This window comes from Fictibacillus arsenicus (assembly GCF_001999465.1).
GTDB classification, from domain to species: domain Bacteria; phylum Bacillota; class Bacilli; order Bacillales; family Fictibacillaceae; genus Fictibacillus; species Fictibacillus arsenicus.
In genome coordinates, this window is sequence record NZ_MQMF01000002.1 from 1,226,290 (window position 1) to 1,243,147 (window position 16,858).

At 39.4% G+C, this 16,858-nt stretch carries 16 protein-coding genes and 1 riboswitch; of the genes, 6 read left to right on the forward strand and 10 right to left on the reverse strand.

The genetic code is table 11. From position 1 onward, the window contains the following. Nucleotides 1-10: 10 nt before the first annotated feature. Nucleotides 11-259, reverse strand: coding sequence for a hypothetical protein (locus UN64_RS13440; protein WP_077363504.1), 249 nt, complete (start codon nucleotides 257-259; stop codon nucleotides 11-13). Between the two features lie 79 nt (nucleotides 260-338). Further along, nucleotides 339-530, reverse strand: coding sequence for an alpha/beta-type small acid-soluble spore protein (locus tag UN64_RS13445; RefSeq protein ID WP_066286545.1), 192 nt, complete (start codon nucleotides 528-530; stop codon nucleotides 339-341). A gap of 169 nt (nucleotides 531-699) precedes the next feature. Here UN64_RS13445 and UN64_RS13450 point away from each other — a divergent pair, with 169 nt between their 5' ends. Continuing rightward, the gene (locus tag UN64_RS13450; RefSeq protein WP_077363801.1) at nucleotides 700-1,008 is read left to right on the forward strand and encodes an ArsR/SmtB family transcription factor; all 309 of its coding nucleotides are present in this window, start codon (nucleotides 700-702) and stop codon (nucleotides 1,006-1,008) included. A 260-nt stretch (nucleotides 1,009-1,268) separates the two neighbouring features. Here the strand turns inward: UN64_RS13450 and UN64_RS13455 are convergent, their stop codons facing one another. Beyond that, the gene (locus UN64_RS13455) at nucleotides 1,269-2,786 is read right to left on the reverse strand and encodes an aldehyde dehydrogenase family protein (protein WP_077363506.1); all 1,518 of its coding nucleotides are present in this window, start codon (nucleotides 2,784-2,786) and stop codon (nucleotides 1,269-1,271) included. 143 nt (nucleotides 2,787-2,929) lie between these two features. Here UN64_RS13455 and UN64_RS13460 point away from each other — a divergent pair, with 143 nt between their 5' ends. The 4 genes from UN64_RS13460 to ymzB all read left to right on the forward strand — a co-directional run bounded on the left by UN64_RS13460 (nucleotide 2,930) and on the right by ymzB (nucleotide 6,072). After that, nucleotides 2,930-3,706 (forward strand): SDR family NAD(P)-dependent oxidoreductase, encoded by a 777-nt coding sequence (locus UN64_RS13460; RefSeq protein ID WP_077363508.1) that lies wholly within the window; start codon nucleotides 2,930-2,932, stop codon nucleotides 3,704-3,706. A gap of 196 nt (nucleotides 3,707-3,902) precedes the next feature. Beyond that, on the forward strand, nucleotides 3,903-5,141 hold the full coding sequence (locus tag UN64_RS13465) for a DUF2157 domain-containing protein (protein WP_077363510.1): 1,239 nt from the start codon (nucleotides 3,903-3,905) through the stop codon (nucleotides 5,139-5,141). Continuing rightward, nucleotides 5,134-5,655 (forward strand): GDYXXLXY domain-containing protein, encoded by a 522-nt coding sequence (locus UN64_RS13470; protein WP_171978904.1) that lies wholly within the window; start codon nucleotides 5,134-5,136, stop codon nucleotides 5,653-5,655. Before UN64_RS13465 ends, UN64_RS13470 begins: the two co-directional genes overlap by 8 nt. An 81-nt stretch (nucleotides 5,656-5,736) precedes the next feature. After that, on the forward strand, nucleotides 5,737-6,072 hold the full coding sequence (gene ymzB / locus UN64_RS13475) for a protein YmzB (protein ID WP_077363514.1): 336 nt from the start codon (nucleotides 5,737-5,739) through the stop codon (nucleotides 6,070-6,072). Nucleotides 6,073-6,118: 46 nt separating this feature from the next. Here ymzB and UN64_RS13480 read toward each other — a convergent pair whose 3' ends face one another. Then, nucleotides 6,119-7,438: a globin-coupled sensor protein gene (locus UN64_RS13480; protein WP_077363516.1), complete on the reverse strand. Its 1,320-nt coding sequence runs from the start codon at nucleotides 7,436-7,438 to the stop codon at nucleotides 6,119-6,121. A 172-nt stretch (nucleotides 7,439-7,610) separates the two neighbouring features. Here UN64_RS13480 and UN64_RS20945 point away from each other — a divergent pair, with 172 nt between their 5' ends. Then, complete coding sequence (locus UN64_RS20945) at nucleotides 7,611-7,763, forward strand: hypothetical protein (protein ID WP_171978905.1); 153 nt, start codon at nucleotides 7,611-7,613, stop codon at nucleotides 7,761-7,763. A 165-nt stretch (nucleotides 7,764-7,928) separates the two neighbouring features. Here UN64_RS20945 and UN64_RS13485 read toward each other — a convergent pair whose 3' ends face one another. The 6 genes from UN64_RS13485 to UN64_RS13510 form a co-directional block, all read right to left on the reverse strand. After that, nucleotides 7,929-9,959, reverse strand: a complete 2,031-nt coding sequence (locus tag UN64_RS13485) for an ABC transporter ATP-binding protein (protein WP_077363518.1) — start codon at nucleotides 9,957-9,959, stop codon at nucleotides 7,929-7,931. A 2-nt stretch (nucleotides 9,960-9,961) separates the two neighbouring features. Then, nucleotides 9,962-11,719 carry an ABC transporter ATP-binding protein gene (locus UN64_RS13490; protein ID WP_077363520.1) on the reverse strand — a complete coding sequence of 586 codons (1,758 nt, stop codon included), beginning with the start codon at nucleotides 11,717-11,719 and terminating at the stop codon, nucleotides 9,962-9,964. A 1,004-nt stretch (nucleotides 11,720-12,723) separates the two neighbouring features. Further along, entirely contained in the window at nucleotides 12,724-13,194 is a 471-nt protein-coding gene (gene ribH, locus UN64_RS13495; protein WP_077363522.1) for a 6,7-dimethyl-8-ribityllumazine synthase, read from the reverse strand. A gap of 17 nt (nucleotides 13,195-13,211) precedes the next feature. Further along, nucleotides 13,212-14,405 carry a bifunctional 3,4-dihydroxy-2-butanone-4-phosphate synthase/GTP cyclohydrolase II gene (locus UN64_RS13500; RefSeq protein WP_077363524.1) on the reverse strand — a complete coding sequence of 398 codons (1,194 nt, stop codon included), beginning with the start codon at nucleotides 14,403-14,405 and terminating at the stop codon, nucleotides 13,212-13,214. Nucleotides 14,406-14,416: 11 nt separating this feature from the next. Further along, nucleotides 14,417-15,067 carry a riboflavin synthase gene (ribE, locus tag UN64_RS13505; protein ID WP_077363526.1) on the reverse strand — a complete coding sequence of 217 codons (651 nt, stop codon included), beginning with the start codon at nucleotides 15,065-15,067 and terminating at the stop codon, nucleotides 14,417-14,419. Between the two features lie 181 nt (nucleotides 15,068-15,248). After that, a riboswitch (FMN riboswitch) is annotated at nucleotides 15,249-15,396 on the reverse strand. A 55-nt stretch (nucleotides 15,397-15,451) separates the two neighbouring features. After that, on the reverse strand, nucleotides 15,452-16,822 hold the full coding sequence (locus tag UN64_RS13510) for a TrkH family potassium uptake protein (RefSeq protein WP_077363528.1): 1,371 nt from the start codon (nucleotides 16,820-16,822) through the stop codon (nucleotides 15,452-15,454). Nucleotides 16,823-16,858 lie beyond the last annotated feature (36 nt).

The following is a 16,858-nucleotide window of genomic DNA, read 5'->3' on the forward strand; positions in this document are numbered from 1 at the left end:
TGAAGCTTTTTTATGCCCATTCACCAATAAAAAACAGAACTTCCTGATGACAGGAATCACAATAAAAGACATGCGGACATTGACTGTCTTTAAAATCTGTCGGATAGCCATCTTCCAGCTTCAGTTCATCCACTTCCATGTAAGGACTGTAATCATCAAAAAAATCACTTACTCTTCCCTGATCTTGGACAGCTCTTCCACATTCAGGACAGCGGACATTTATCGTTTGAAAGTTATTGCATATCGGGCACATTGCCATAATAATTACTCCTATTCGTACAGTCTTCATAAAAAGGAGTGGATTACTCCACCCCTTTACAGCCATGATTTGTATAGTGTTAGCGAGATCCGCCTAATTGTTGTTGTGCCATCGCAACTAAACGCTTCGTCATCTCCCCGCCGACTGAACCGTTAGCACGTGCTGTTGTATCTGGTCCAAGAGTTACACCGAACTCAGATGCAATTTCATACTTCATTTGATCGATAGCCTGTTGTGCACCAGGTACCACTAATTTATTTCGTCTTGCCATTTTGTTTCACCCCCTTATTCATATTGTGTTTCCTTCACAAATTCTGTATGCGCGGCACCAGCTGGCAATTTATAGTGTTCTTCCCACACAAAAAGGATTTTTTCATTATTCGTTTGAATGGTTTATACTGAGTTATAGGAAGTTGAAACGAAACGAAGTTGGTGAAATGATGTCGAATGAACATGCAGTTGAAATGTTCCGTAAAACAATCCCTTTATTTCAAGCACTCGGCGACCCCGTCAGGCAAGATCTTGTTTTACTTTTAGCTGAAACAGAAAAAATGAACGTAACAGATATAGCAAATCAATCTCCCATGTCACGTCCGACAGTTTCCCATCATCTAAAAATACTAAGGGTAGCTGGAATCGTTGGAACAGAAAAACGAGGGAAAGAAATCTTTTACTTTTTAACGCTGGATCAAACAGTAGTGCAGCTTAAACAATTGATTAACATCATCGAACAAGAATGTATTTTATAAAAGGTTCTTTATAAAAAATTGTCGGATTCTAGCTTATTTTTTTCTTTTTCTTCATTGATAAGTTTATTGGAGCGCAAGGTGCGAGACTCCTGCGGGACGAGCGGTCAGGTGGAGACTCCTGAACGCGCAAAGCGCGAGGAGGCTCACCGCACGCCCCGCGGAAAGCGAGCATCCTGGAGCGGAAATCAACCACTTTCAAGAGCAACATAGTATACGAAAAAAGCCATAATAAAAGCGACTCAGCTTATGCTGAATCGCTTTTATTTTTTAAGCAGCTGTTTATAGAATGAACGTAACAGCTCTGCTTTTTGTTTGTTATTTGAAAAGTAAGCCTGGATCAGGGTTCGTACTTTATTATATTTATTCTGATAAGGATACCAGTTGATCTCTTTTTGCTTAAGTCCAGGATCTTTCATAACCGACATTTGACGGCTGAATGTGTATAATCCTTCATCTCCATGATATCTCCCGGTGCCGCTGCTCTTGACACCCCCAAACGGAAGATGAGGATTTGCTACGGAAACAAGAACATCATTAATTACGGCGTTGCCTGTAACAAGTTTTGACGTAACGCGGTTCGCTTTTACGCTATCTTTTGTCCAGACGCTTGCATTCAAGCCGAATTCTGTACTATTCGCTTTTTGAATCGCTTCTTCTTCTGTAGTAAAACCAATGACAGGCATTACAGGACCAAACGTTTCTTCTCTGACGATCTTCATATCTTCGGTGATATTTGTTAAGATCATCGGCTCGATATACATGCTTTCTCCCCATTTATCAGGGTGTTTACCTGTCAGAAGCAATGCTCCTTTTTCAATGGCATCCAGTACATGTTCTCTTATGATCTCTTTTTGATTCTGGAATGTTAAAGAACCTACGTCCTCTCCCATCTTCAGCTTTTTCGTTTCCTCCACAAGAAGGTCTAGAAATTCTCCATGTACCGAGCTTTGAACATATACACGCTCCACTGACATACATACTTGGCCAGCGTTTGTAAAAGAGCCCCATATCGCACCATGAACAGCCCTTTTTAAAGGAGCATCATCAAATACAATCATCGGATCCTTTCCGCCAAGCTCCAGAGTGTATGGAATAAACCTCTTGCTTGCTTCTATTCCAATTTTTCTTCCCGTTTCTACTGACCCCGTAAAAAAAATACTGTCCGGCGTTCCAGAGACGAGTTCCTGCCCAAGTTCTTTGCCGCCGTGTGCAACTTGCAGCAGGTTTTTAGGCAGATTGATTTCCCTTGCGATTTTTTCTATTAACAAACCAATTGTAGGTGTCACTTCAGAGGGTTTTAAAACCACTGAATTCCCTGCAATTAATGCTGATATAACTGGTGTCATGGAAAGCTGAAACGGATAATTCCATGGAGAGATAATTAAAACCGTTCCTAAAGGAAAATAATCCACATAAGAAGATTTTCCAACAAAAAGAAGCGGTGTTGAAACTCTTTTGCGCTTTAATATTTTTGGTGCGCGCTTTTCATAATGCTGCAGAATATCAATAACAGGCATTAGGTCTGCTGTCAAAGCTTCTGTCTTTACTTTTCCTGTTGCTGAACATATTTCTTCAACGATTTCATCCATATTTTCCAATAAATAATGCTTCATCTTTGTTATAAAAGAAAGTCTCGTTTCCAAGGAGCGACTGGACCAAAACTTAAATGCAGCTGATGCTTTCTCATACATTTCAGGCACTTGCTGAATGTCTGTTTCAAGCCATTGATCGATCGTTTCACCTGTAGCAGGATGCTTTGCAATCAATACGTTTTTCATGTTGCGCACCTCCTTTTATCAAAATATTCATACATCTTTTATCATACCTTTTTTTGGACTTAATGTTTATTTATTTCTTACAATGTGATAATATGTCGATATACTTAAACATATAAACATAAAATAAAAGGAGTTAACCCTTCATGAATAAAACTGTTTTAATTACCGGCGCTTCAAGCGGAATCGGATTAGAGTTTGCCTCACTTTTCGCTAAAGATGGCTATCATCTTGTGCTTAATGCTAGAAACGAATCAAGACTTCAAGAGATCGCTAATGAGCTAAAATCCAAGTATGGCGTAAAAGTTACAGTTGCTGCAAAAGATTTAAGCAACCCTAATAGTGCAGATGAATTAACATCAGAACTTGCCTCTGCTGGAATGGAAGTAGATGTGCTGATCAATAATGCTGGATTTGCAGCATACGGATCTTTTAATGAGACATCTTGGAAAGAAGAAAAAGATATGATCCAAGTAAATATTATGGCTTTAACAGCCTTAACAAAACAGCTTCTTCCCGGAATGATCAAACGCAATTCCGGAAAGATCTTAAATGTAGCCTCAATTGCTGCGTTTCAGCCTGGACCATTAATGGCTGTATATTATGCAACGAAAGCATATGTACTCTCATTTTCGGAAGCTGTTAATTACGAACTAAGAAATACAAATGTGAGCGTAACGGCTCTTTGCCCAGGAGCTACTGCAACAAACTTTGAAAAAAGAGCAAACCTTGAGTCATCAAGACTATTCCAATCAGGAGCTATGGATGCCCGTGACGTTGCGCTTGAGGGATATAAGGCTTTAAAGGAAAAGAAATCACTAGAGATTCCTGGCCTTAAAAACAAAGCTTTAGCTAATTTGGTTCGATTCCTGCCTCGAAAGTCCGTTTTAAAAATTGTTCATTATGTTCAAGATAAAAAGTAAAACTTCGCTAGGAACAGCTTGCTTTCAGGCTGTTCCTAGACTTTTATATCGACAATATACAGTTCGAATTTAATCTTAATTTTATATCTTGAATGGCCGCATTCCTTTAGTGTAATATTACACTTATAGAGAATTTTTTAAAAATTAATCTGAATCCAGAAATACTTACATATACTTGTGGTGAGGTGGGGATAAGATGAACCAAAAATGGATGAGACATGAAGGACGAAAATGGGTTGAAGAGAAAATTATTACGCCTGACCAGCTTGATCTAATCGTTGCCCGATATCCAGATTCAAAAGAAATTAAAAAATCTACTGGCATTCTACCTGTTTTAGCAAGCATATTAATCGCACTCGGCATTTTATCATTTATCGCATCCAACTGGAGTGATATTCCTCCCCTAGCTAGGCTCGGTCTTTTGATTCTAATCATGATCAGTTTTTACTTAACCGGTGATAAATATCTTAAAAAAGGAAATGAAACGCTTGGAACTTCGCTCAATCTTCTTGGCATCGTGACCTTTGGAGCAAGTATTATTTTGTTAGGTCAAACTTTTCATCTGACTGCCACAGATGCAAGGCTTTTTGTTTTTTGGAGCTTGCCTGCCCTATTCTATTTATTTAGAGACAGACACAAACTGTATTTCTTGCTTTTAGCTGTTTTAACAATAGGCGGACAGCTATACAGTATGGGAGAATTTGATACCTTTAGTTATCTCCTTTTGGCTGTCTTTCTGATAAGTATTGGAGGCTTTGTTTATTTATACCCAAGAACATTGGAAACATGGCTTTTTACAATTGGATTAAGTATTCAAGCATTCTTGTTAGTTATTATTGAAGATCTAAACCTGCTCTGGTTCTTCCTGTTTGGTTTTGCATTATATACTGCCAGCATGTGGATAAATAAAACGTTGTTTAAACAATCGTTTAAACGAATGGGCTCTCTAATCGGGTTTGCTTATGCGTACGGTTTGTATTTCACTCTTACAAATGAATTTTTATCAGATTTTGAATTCCCGAATACTGCATTTTATCTGCCAGCCTTGATCATTATTTTTGCTTTAGCCATTCTTAGAGAAAGAAAAGATAGCTTTAATCCGCCTATGTGGGAATTAATGATCTTCGTACCATATTTCTATTTGGCAAAAGTGGCAGATCCGCTGCTGACTGGTCTGTTGTATCTCGTTGTTATGTTTGCCTACTCTGGTTTTATGCTCGCAGAGGGTTACAGAAAAGAAAATCGTTCACAAATCAATTTTGGAATCGTTCTGTTCTTGCTTGTATGTTTAATGGGTTACTTTAACCTCGCATGGGCTTTCATGCCGAAGTCAGTGTTTTTCTTAATCGGCGGCATTTTGTTATTTATACTTAATGGTTTCCTTCAGCGCAAGAAAAAGCAAATTTTGAAAAATGGAGGGCCGCATCATGAATAGAAAAAAAAGCTGGATCATAGCGGCTATCCTTCAAGTTATATTTTTACTTTTAATCGCTGGGAGCTTCTACAGCATCGATTATTTTGGCAAAGAGATCAAAATAAAAACCGTTCCGGTCGATCCAAAAGATATCTTATACGGAGATTACGTGACGCTTCGTTTTGATATCAGCACTGTTCCTGTTTCTAAATGGAAAGGTGAAACACACTTGTTAACAAGCAGACAGCAGACAGCATTTGTTGTGCTGGAAGAAAATAAAGAAGGTTATTATGAAGTTCATAGTGTTCATCCAGATAAACCTGCAGTAAACGATGACCAGGTTATTTTAAAAGGGAAAGCCGAAAGAACATGGGGAGATACAATTGAACAGATGCAGATTCATTATGGAATAGAACGGTATTACGTAGAGGAAAATACGGGGAAAACTTTAGAACAGCAAGCAAGCGATATGGCTGTTACAGTAAGGATTGCATCTTGGGGAGCATATAAGATTACAGATATAAAGCCTCGTTAATTTAAAGCCTCTTTAAAAAGGGCTTTTTTTCTTCGGTTTAAGATTGCGTATTACGGGAAAATTGATAATGAGGTGAAAACAATGTCTGATACTAAAATAATTGAACTTAAAGATGTAATTAACGGCTGGGCTGGAAATCAGATTTCAATTCGCAAGGAAGAAACAGGCGATATTGACCAAATAAGAATTTCCTTGCAGAAAGCAACATTCGAACAGCGAGATGCAGAAGATGAATATTTAGGAGACCACATATTGTTTTTACACGGAACAGCTTATGCAGCAGAAGAAGGCACTTCAGTTGAACTTCCTGCAATCACTTACGAAATCCCAATTGATGGAATTACGGACATAAGACTTGATTCTGATATCGTGTCCTTTGAAACAAGCAGAGCTCAATATGTAGTAAATAAAAATTAAAGGGCTTCCCAAAGGTAAGGTGAACTTACTTTTGGGAGCCCTTTTTTTAGTCTTGCATGCTTTTAGTCACATCTGAAAGGGAGTCGGCAGATATAGCGATTTGCCCTACTGCTTGGCTGAGTTCTTCAATTACTTCGGCCATAATTTCTACTTCATTTTCAAGCTTCCCGCTTCTCTCCGTACTTTCATCCATTTGCGATAAAATCGCATTAAAGAAGTCCGTGATCTCTGTAGCTTCAGAAACACTGTCATTAATGAAATGATGAATGCTTGCTACAGATTCCGAAACAGCCTCAATCCTTTTATGAGTATTTTTAACAAGGTCTGACACACCAGACACTGAAGTTTTGGTCTGGTCAGCTAATTTTCTGACTTCATGAGCAACAACCGAGAACCCTTTTCCTGCTTCTCCAGCTCTCGCCGCTTCAATTGCCGCATTCAGTGATAGAAGATTGGTTTGTTCAGCAATAGCTGTTACGATATCGACCACATCATTGATTTTAACCGTAGCCTGTTCAAGGTTTACGAGTTCTGCAGAAATCTGTTCAGATTGCTCTTTTACTTTATTGATCATCTGCTGATGCTCTTCAAGTTTGTTTTTACCTGCTAGCGAATTCTTCGAAACTTCTCCCGCTGATTCAGCTGTATCTTTCGCGAAAACCACAACTTCATCTGCTTTTGACGTAAGTTCTTGCAGCGCTGCACTAGTTTCCTCTGAGATGCTTGCCAGCTCTTCTACTGAATTTCCTACAGATTGCGTAATCTGCTGTTTCTGTTGCTCGTGGCGTGCTCTTTCTTTAATCTGTTCAAATTCAAAAGCTTCCAAAACAATCTGCTGCTCAAAATTCAAGATTTTCGTTACTGCTTTAACAGCTTGCTGATATTCCACCTTACCTTCGATGTTCTTATCTAAAATGGAAAGGATGGAAAGAAGCATATCTTGAAATGAACAGATATACCATTTAGGCTGCAACCCTATTTTAAAGTGAATGTGGGCGATTACTCTTCTTTGTTCTACATAACTCTCATCAATGACACCATCGAACATTTCCTGGATATGTTTAATCAGCGTTACTTTCAAACGGTTGACTGAACTGTGTTTTTGAATAATTTGCAGAAGGCCAGGAACGTGTTCAATATTTTTATAAAACTGATCCACAATTCCCTCAATGTTTTCTGAAATTAAAGGCTTTAGCGACCGGATAAGAGACAGATCTTCTAGTGTAAGAGATATCATGTTTAATTGCTTCTGCCATTCACTGTCTGCCTGCACATTAATTTTCACATCATGAATAAAATCATTAGGTAAATTCGTTGCAGGTTTTTTTTCAGCTTTTTTAGTTAGAATGCTTAAGATTGAAGCCATAGTTATTTCCTTCTTCCTTTATGATCACTTATTTAATTTAATCCAAAATTTAGCGAATCGATGTGTCTTTTATCACATTTTGTCACTCCTATGTTTTATCGACAACAAATCGGGTATCTTCAAGTAAGTAAAAATAACTATTACTAAAATAATGAAACGAGGAGTGGTTCACATGTGGAAAAAAAGATGGGCAGCCGGTACTTTGGCAGCGATGTTAACATTAAGTGGATTAACTGCTTGCGGTGATGGCGTCGACCAGGATAACGGTGTAGATGACGGCGAACAAAACGATGAAATGGATGAAAAGAATAAAGAAGAAGGTTAAATACAAGAAAACGAGCTGATTCAACCTAAGTTGAATCAGCTCGTTTTTGCTGTTTACGGTACGTGTTCTTTTATTTATTACATGTTCGCTCAAGAATGGCTTTTTACGCTCGGAATACGTCCAGTTACGCTCAAATACATCTATTTTTCACAATTACAGGAGCCATTAAGCTGTTTTTTCAGCACGTTTTTCTGTTTTCCCTTGCTGAAGCTGATACATTTGGAAGTATCGTCCTTTATGCTCCATCAATTCATCATGATTTCCGCGTTCCACGATTACACCGCGGTCAAGGACGAGAATCTGGTCTGCACTCTTAATCGTTGAAAGACGGTGAGCTATAATGAACGTCGTTCTTCCCCGCTTTAATACATCCAGTGCTTCCTGAATGACCGCTTCTGTTTCAGTATCAATACTTGCGGTTGCTTCATCCAGTATTAAAATCGCCGGATTATAAGCGAGTGCTCTAGCAAACGAGATCAGCTGGCGCTGTCCTGAAGAGAGTGTGCTTCCCTTTTCAATAACCGGCTCATCCAATCCTTTGGGCAAGTTCTTAATAAAAGGCATCGCTCCTACATCAGTTAATGCTTTTTCTACTTGTTCTCTCGTAATCTCTGGATTATCAAGGCTTACGTTAGAAGCGATGGTTCCTGTAAACAAGAATGGATCTTGAAGTACAATCCCCATATGCTGACGCATTTCTTGTTTGGACAGTTCCATAATATCCTGATCGTCAATCGTAATTTTACCCTGCTTAATGTCATAAAAACGGAAAAGCAAGTTCATGATTGAACTCTTACCAGAACCGGTATGACCAACAAGCGCTACTGTTTCACCCTGATTTGCTTCAAAGTCAATATTTTTCAGCACAGGTTCTCCATCCACATAGCTGAATGTAACGTCCTTGAATGCTACATTACCTTTATAGCGATTGATCTCGTTCTTCGTAACCGTTTGGCCTGGTTCATCCATTAATACAAAAACTCTCTCAGCAGAAACAAGTGCCTGTTCCAGTTGAGCAAGCTGATTTACCATCCCTGTAACAGGGTGGAACATTCGGTTCAAATAATCTACGAATGCATATAGCACACCGATCGATATGGCTGAACCTATCCCCAGCGCCTGACCTCCAAAATGCCAGATAAAGGCCATGAATGCAAGGTTCTTCAAGAATAACACTAGATTGTGTCCTGTCATGGCATTCAGGCTTAACAGTTTGTTTTGAAACGTGAAATATTCTTTATTCATTGTCTCAAACTCTTCTGTAGTTTCCTTTTGTCTCTTAAATGCCTGAATGATCGTCATACCGTTTATTGATTCGTTAATCATTCCGTTAATGTCACTTAATGTTGAACGGATTTTATGATTATACTTTGATGCAAACTTGCGGTAGATCTTAATCCAGACTACCAGTACCGGTACGAGAATCAAACAGATCGTTGCAAGCTTAACATCCAGCAAGAACAATGCTGTGAAGATACCTGTCAAATAGATGATTCCTGTAAAGAAGTTCGCAAGTACGTTTATAAAAAGCTCTTTTATCGCTTCCGTATCATTTGTAATGCGAGAAACGATCTTACCTGCTGGCTGATTATCAAAATACGTGATCGCTACCCGCTGAACGTGAGCAAATACGTCCTGGCGAATTTTCTTGATAACCAAGTTTGATGATCGCTGCAGCATATAGCGCTGCCCATATTGAAAGAATGCTGCGAATAAAAGCAGTCCTAAATAGATCATCATAAGCTTCATGATTCCTGCAATTTCAGGTTCATAAAAAGAGAATGTTTCATTGATACTCAGCTTATCCGCCGGGTAAGTTTCAGATTTGCCTTTATATGAAATCGTAACTTCTCCGTTTTTAGCGGATCGTTCACCGGTAATTGAAACAGGCTGATCAATTACAAAATAATCACGCTTAACCTGCACAACCCGTATTTCTTTTCCTTTATTTTCTCCCTGATCAAAATGATCACTTCGTTTATACCAGTTTCCATCGTACTTCACTGCCGCTTTTTCTTCTTGACTGACCTGATACCATGGCTTTTCAATACCAAGGATGTGATCATCAATCATTGTTTTAGCAATAAATGGTCCCGTTAGCTCGGCTGCAATTGCAACAGTCAGCATGAGCAATCCTAGAATGAAGTTCTTTTTATATTGAAGTGCGTACTGGAACAGGCGCTTTCCAACGTTCATGGCTACACCGCCTTATTATCATTTAAGTTTTGTTCGATCTGCTGGCGTTCGTGCTGCTCTTTATACCAGCCATCTCTTGCAATCAAATCCTCATGTCTGCCTTCATCCACAATCATCCCGTCATCTATAACGATGATCCAGTCTGCGTGTTCAACTGCAGATAATCTATGCGTCGTAATAAACGTCGTTTTACCCGCACGTTCTTTACGAATATTTCCGATAATAGCCGTCTCAGTTTTTGCATCAACTGCAGAAAGCGCATCATCAAGAATTAATATTTCAGGATCAACACAAAGTGCACGCGCGATAGATACACGTTGTTTTTGTCCTCCTGATAAGGCTACACCTTTTTCTCCAACAAGGGTGTTTAAGCCCTCAGGCAAATACTCAACATCATTCTTAAATGATGCCATCTCCATAACGTGATTAAGCTTATCTGTATCAGCTAAACGATTACCGAACAATATGTTTTCCTGAACGGTTTTAGAAAAAAGAATCGCATCCTGCGGTACATACCCGATCCAGCCTTGAAGATCCTCTAAGGCGATATCTTCAATGGCAACACCAGAGAAGCTGATTCTCCCTTCACCAGCAGGATACTCTCTCAGCAATTGCTTCAGCAATGTAGTCTTACCGCTTCCGGTACGCCCCACAATTCCGAGTGTTTCACCTTTCTTAACCGTAATGTTTATATCTTTTAAGTTATCAGACTCTGATGAAGGGTATCGGAAAGTGACATCCTCAAATCTAATCGTTCCCGGATCTGATAAAGGAACAAGATCTTCACCATTTTTAACATCTGCTTCGTACGCGAGCGTTTCATTTACGCGATCAAGAGAAGCACTTCCGCGTTCCATAACATTGATCAATTCGCCAACTGCGATCATCGGCCAGATCAGCATCCCTAGATAGACGTTGAAGGTAACAAGTTCTCCAAGGGTTATCGTATTATGAAAAACCATGTATGCTCCATAACCTAATCCGATCAAATAACTCATCCCTACCAGAATCTTAATCGTCGGTTCGAAAAGAGCATCGATCCTCGAAACAGCAAGGTTCTTTTCAAAAACGTCTTCCGTTACTTTATTGAAGCGTTCTACATCCGCTTCTTCCTGTACATAAGCACGGATTACACGGACGCCCTGAATACTTTCTAGAACCGAATCGTTCATTTCCCCAAAAGCATCCTGTGCAACTGTAAAACGCTGATGAACTTTTTTACCGTACTTCTTAATAATAAATGCAATAACCGGCAGCGGTATAAGAGCAGCAAACGTCAATTTCCAGCTGATCATAAAACCCATTACAAACAAGATCGTAAGCATGAAAAGACTGGAATCAACGAGTGTTAAAATACCGAACCCAGCAGTCATTGAAATGGCTTTCAAGTCGTTTGTCGCACGCGCCATCAAATCTCCTGTTCTATTTTTCTCAAAAAATGTAGGAGTCATTTTTAATAGGTGACGCATGAATCTTGAACGCATCGTCCGTTCGATAATAAAAGCGCCTCCAAAAAGCTGGTACATCCAGATGTACATCGTGATATACATCGATATCAGTACTGCTACAAAAACACCAAGAGTTTTCATCATATCTTCTCTAGTGATCGTACCCATATGAATGGAATCTATTGTATTTCCTATTAGTTTAGGAGGAATAATCTCAATAATTCCAACGCCGGTTAACAGAACGACCGCCACCGTATACCTTATCCAATGCCTCTTAAAAAACCAGGCTAACTTACCTAAAACCGAAAACATATCGTTCTCTCCTCTCTATCTCGCTGTCTTCTATTAAACAATTGTTTAGTCGAGCTACCCAAAAAGTGTATGATCCTTGCGTTCTAGCCAAACCATTAACACTCCATTTTTCATGTCCTTTACCTCCAGATTTTTTTAAAGACTGTTCTTTGTTGCATTGAAAGTGGTTGATTTCCGTTCCAGGATGCTCGCTTTCCGCGGGGCGTGCGGTGAGCCTCCTTGGCGCTTTGCACCATTAGGGCTGATCCCGCAGGAGTCTCGCACCTTGCTCTCCAATCAACTTGTCAATGAAGATCAAAGCAACAATCTTTTTAGAGAACAGCCTTTTTCTATATTGCAAAAGAAGAGGATCCTCTTCGTGCAAATGAAAACAAAAAAGCATACCACTCGAAGGCGATATGCTTTAAAAACCATAAAAAAACACACGTCACGACTGGGGTGACCTGCGTAATGAATATGTATAGAGATCGACAAAACTAAAAGAAAGGAATCCTAATACAACTCTTCCGGCAGGCCATGATATGAAATTGTAGAGTCTTTGCCCATTGCAATACAGACCGTTAATTGAACAATCATTTCTTTCACCATGACACAACCATCCTTTCCATAATTTTGTAGTTTGTAACTTTGGTAATCTTAACACTATTCTAATAACTATGTCAATTTATTTTCGATATACCAAAATTTTTATTTTGCCATTCAATATATGACAAGATGACAAGGATGGTGAGTCCAATTTTGTGATAGCCTTTCCTCTTCACCATCTGTCCTTTATACATAAAAAATAAAACTGACTTTTATGCACGGTAACCATTTGTTTTTTCACGGTAATTAGAATTATATTCACGGTAATTCCTTTTTATGAACGGTAAAAGCAGATTTATAGAATTTTCGACAAACGACAACTAAAGGATAGCGTGAATCATAATCGTTCAACGATTTTTATACTTTCTAATCGTCAAAAAAACCCGCCACTTAAAAGTGACGGGGTGATCTTCCTACTATTATTTTGAGAACTGACGTGTTAAGTTTGCCATCTCAATTGCAGAAACCGCTGCTTCCCAGCCTTTGTTTCCTGCTTTTGTTCCAGCTCTTTCAATTGCCTGTTCAATAGAATCTACTGTTAATACACCGAAAATGACTGGCACACCGCTTGTCATTGATGCTTGCGCTACACCTTTAGCTGCTTCGTTGCACACATAATCAAAATGAGGAGTCGATCCGCGGATGACAGCTCCTAACGTAATAATGGCATCATAGTTTCCGCTGTCCGCCATCTTTTTCGCGATTAAAGGAATTTCAAATGCTCCTGGCACCCAGGCGATATCCACATCTTCTTCTGACACCCCATGTCTTTTGAAAGCGTCCTGTGCGCCAGAAACTAATTTATCTGATATAAAATCATTAAAGCGTCCTGCAACGATTCCTACTTTTAATCCTGATCCAACTAAATGTCCTTCAAACAATTTTGCCATTTTTGGTTCCTCCTGTTTTAGAAATGAAGCATATGCCCCAATTTGCTTTTCTTTGTTTTTAAATAGTCTTCATTGCTTTCATTGTGAGGCATCTGAAGCGCCACACGCTCTGTAACTTCAAGATCATAGCCTTTAAGACCGGCGATCTTCCTTGGATTATTCGTTAGAAGTTTCATCTTATTGATTCCTAGATCTTTTAAGATTTGTGCTCCGATTCCGTAATCACGCAAATCTGGTGCAAACCCGAGCTGCTCGTTCGCTTCAACTGTATCAAGGCCTTCTTCTTGCAGTTTGTAAGCTTTCATTTTGTTAATGAGTCCGATTCCTCTTCCCTCTTGCCTCATATACAATAAGACTCCGCGGCCTTCTTTCTCGATCTGTGAAAGAGCTGCATGAAGCTGCGGTCCGCAGTCACAGCGGTTCGAACCAAAAACATCTCCAGTCAAACATTCAGAGTGAACCCGCACCAACACAGGCTCACCATCGCTTATATTACCTTTTATAAGCGCAACATGTTCTTTGTTGTCCAACACATTAGAAAAGCCAGCCGCTTTAAAATCACCATACTCTGTTGGAAGGTTGATTTCGACTTCCCTTTTCACCATTTGCTCTGTTTTGTTTCGATATGTGATCAGATCTTTTATCGTGATCAGCTTCATATTGTGCTGTTTCGCTAATTCTACAAGTTCAGGCACACGCGCCATCGTACCGTCTTCTTTCATGATTTCACAGATAACACCCGCAGATTTGCTTCCCGCCATTTTTGCCAGATCAATAGCAGCTTCCGTATGACCCGCTCTTCTTAGTACTCCGCCTTTTTTACCGATCAATGGAAAAATATGACCAGGGCGTTTAAAATCCGATGGAACCGAATCTTGATTCACCAGCTCACGAACAGTGGCTGCTCTTTCTTGTGCGGAGATTCCAGTTGTAGTTGATACGTGATCTACACTAATCGTAAACGCAGTGCCATGGGAATCTGTATTGGCTGCAACCATCGGCGATAAATCAAGCTTAACTGCAATTTCTTCTGAGATCGGTGTACATACTAACCCTCTGCCATGTGTAACCATAAAGTTGATGGATTCAGCTGTTATCCCTTCTGCCAGGGCAACAAAATCCCCTTCATTTTCACGGTCCTCATCATCAACTACAATGACAATTTTTCCTGCTTTTAAATCTTCTACAGCTTCCTCTATGGAGTGGAACATTGACTCTCCTCCTAAAATCCGTGCTCTTGTAAGAAATCAAGAGACAGCTTCGACTTTTGTTTAGTTTCTTCTTTTTCTGGAGACAGCATACTGGATACGTATTTCGCAAGCATATCGCATTCGATGTTTACAAGGTCTCCCGTGTTTTTTTTTCCTAATATCGTATGATCCGCCGTATGAGGAATAAGGGAAACCGTAATGGTATTCTTCGTTACATCAAAAACGGTAAGGCTCGTTCCATCAACACATACGGATCCTTTTAACATGAAATACTTCATCAAATGATCAGGAAGAGAAATGGTATAGTAGATAGCATTCTTTTCTGGACGTTTCTCCATGATTTCTCCAGTTCCATCTACATGCCCAGAAACAAAATGTCCGCCGAACCGCCCCCCGGCAGCCATTGCCCGTTCTAAATTAACATTGTCCCGATTGTTCAAAAGTTTCAAAGTTGAAGACCTGAACGTTTCAGGCATAACATCTACTGTGAATTGACTAGAGTTATATGATGTTACGGTAAGACATACCCCGTTGATTGCAATACTGTCACCAAGGTTTACATCCTGCAAAACTTTTTCAGCAGATATAGTGAGTACGATTGTTTCATTTCCTTTGTTAATAGACTTAATCGTACCCAGTTCTTCAATAATTCCTGTAAACAAACACTCTGCCTCCCTTGCTCGTTATTTTTTCGATGTTCGCTGATCGTAAATGTGCATGAATCTGGGAGTTTTCTAAAAAAAAAAACCGAGAACTTAATCGCTCCCGGGGTTGTTGTTAAAAGTTATAACTAAATACACCTTTAAAATCACTGTTTTATGAAACAAGTGTTTAAAAGCATTCACGTTCCTTCTCCCATCCAGACTATACTGTCGGCTTCGGACTTTCACCGAATCCACCGTTTTTGCTTAAAACCGGGTCACGGACTAAGAGGCATCCATCTGCCTCATCACCGCCGGTCGGGACTTTCACCCAAACCCCGAAGGACACTATTTACTTATGTACATTATAAGTAAACATTAAGCTGAATTCAAATGTGATTGCTTTTACTGTCCAATTATTAATTTTTCTTTCGGATAATGAATATGTTCAGTCGCTACTTTTCCTCGAATAATGAAAAGGAAAGAAAGAACGCCGATTCTTCCGATAAACATCAAAATCATCAAGATCACTTTACCGGTTGAACTTAATGTACCTGTGATTCCAGTTGAAAGTCCTGTTGTTCCAAATGCAGAACAGACTTCAAAAAAGATTTTTTCGATTGGCATCGGGTCTGTGATTGAAATAATGATGGTTGATGTTGTACACAGTACCATGGCAACGATTATTACGATAAATGATTTTTGTATATCTTCCGGGTAGATTTCCCGATTAAAGATTTTGATCGTATTTCGTCCTTTTGCATAAAAGAAAATCGCTAAAGCAGCTACTGCAAATGTTGTTGTCCGGATACCGCCGCCGACACTGCTCGGAGAGGCTCCAATAAACATCATTACACCTAAAAAGAGCAAAGTCGGAACAGTAAACTCAGAAACGTCCATTGTAGATAATCCGCCGCTTCGGGTTGTTACAGACTGAAACATGGAATAGAAAAATGTTTCATGCCATGATTTACCTTCAAAAAAGGCATTCATCTCCAATAGGTAGATTCCCAAAGCTCCCGTTACTACTAGTAATGCAAACGTAATTGTTGTTACTTTTGTAAAAAGAGTAAATGTATAGCGCTCTAGATACTTTCTTTCTTTTATAAAGTTGTTGATTTCTACTAAAACCGGAAAACCGATCGCTCCAGACGTAATCAAAAACATGGTCACGATCTGAACAAGGTAATCGTGACGAAACGGAATCAGTGAGCTTCCCGTAATATCAAATCCAGCATTTGTTGTTGCTGTAACCGAGGCGAAGAAAGCATGGTACAGGACATCCAGTTCCGTATCATAATATGGCTGGAAAAGAATAAAGAAAAGCACGGTCCCCAAAATTTCAATTCCTATAATCAAAGCCAAAATTTGTTTCATCAGCTGAACAAGACCCGCTAAAGTCGACTGGTTTTGATCTGTCATGATCAGCTGCCGTTCTCTCATACCGATTCTTTTACCAATTAGCAGCCAAATCGCCGTTCCCAGGGTCATTACACCGATTCCGCCAATCTGAACAACAATAGCAAGCAAAACAACACCAGTATGATTGAAAGTTTCAGATATGTTAACAGCTGTTAATCCAGTAACACTCACAGCACTTACAGCCGTAAATAACGTATCGATAAAGGATAGATCTACTCCCTCTTTATGTCCCACTGGCAAACTTAATAGAATCGTAGCCACGATAACGGAAAGTAAATAAAAGATTACGATAAGCTGAACAGAAGTTAAGAAATTCTTTTTTTGTTGTGTAGTTGCAGAATTATTTTTAAACATAGTCTATTTTCACCTGTCGAGGGAATTTTTCTATAA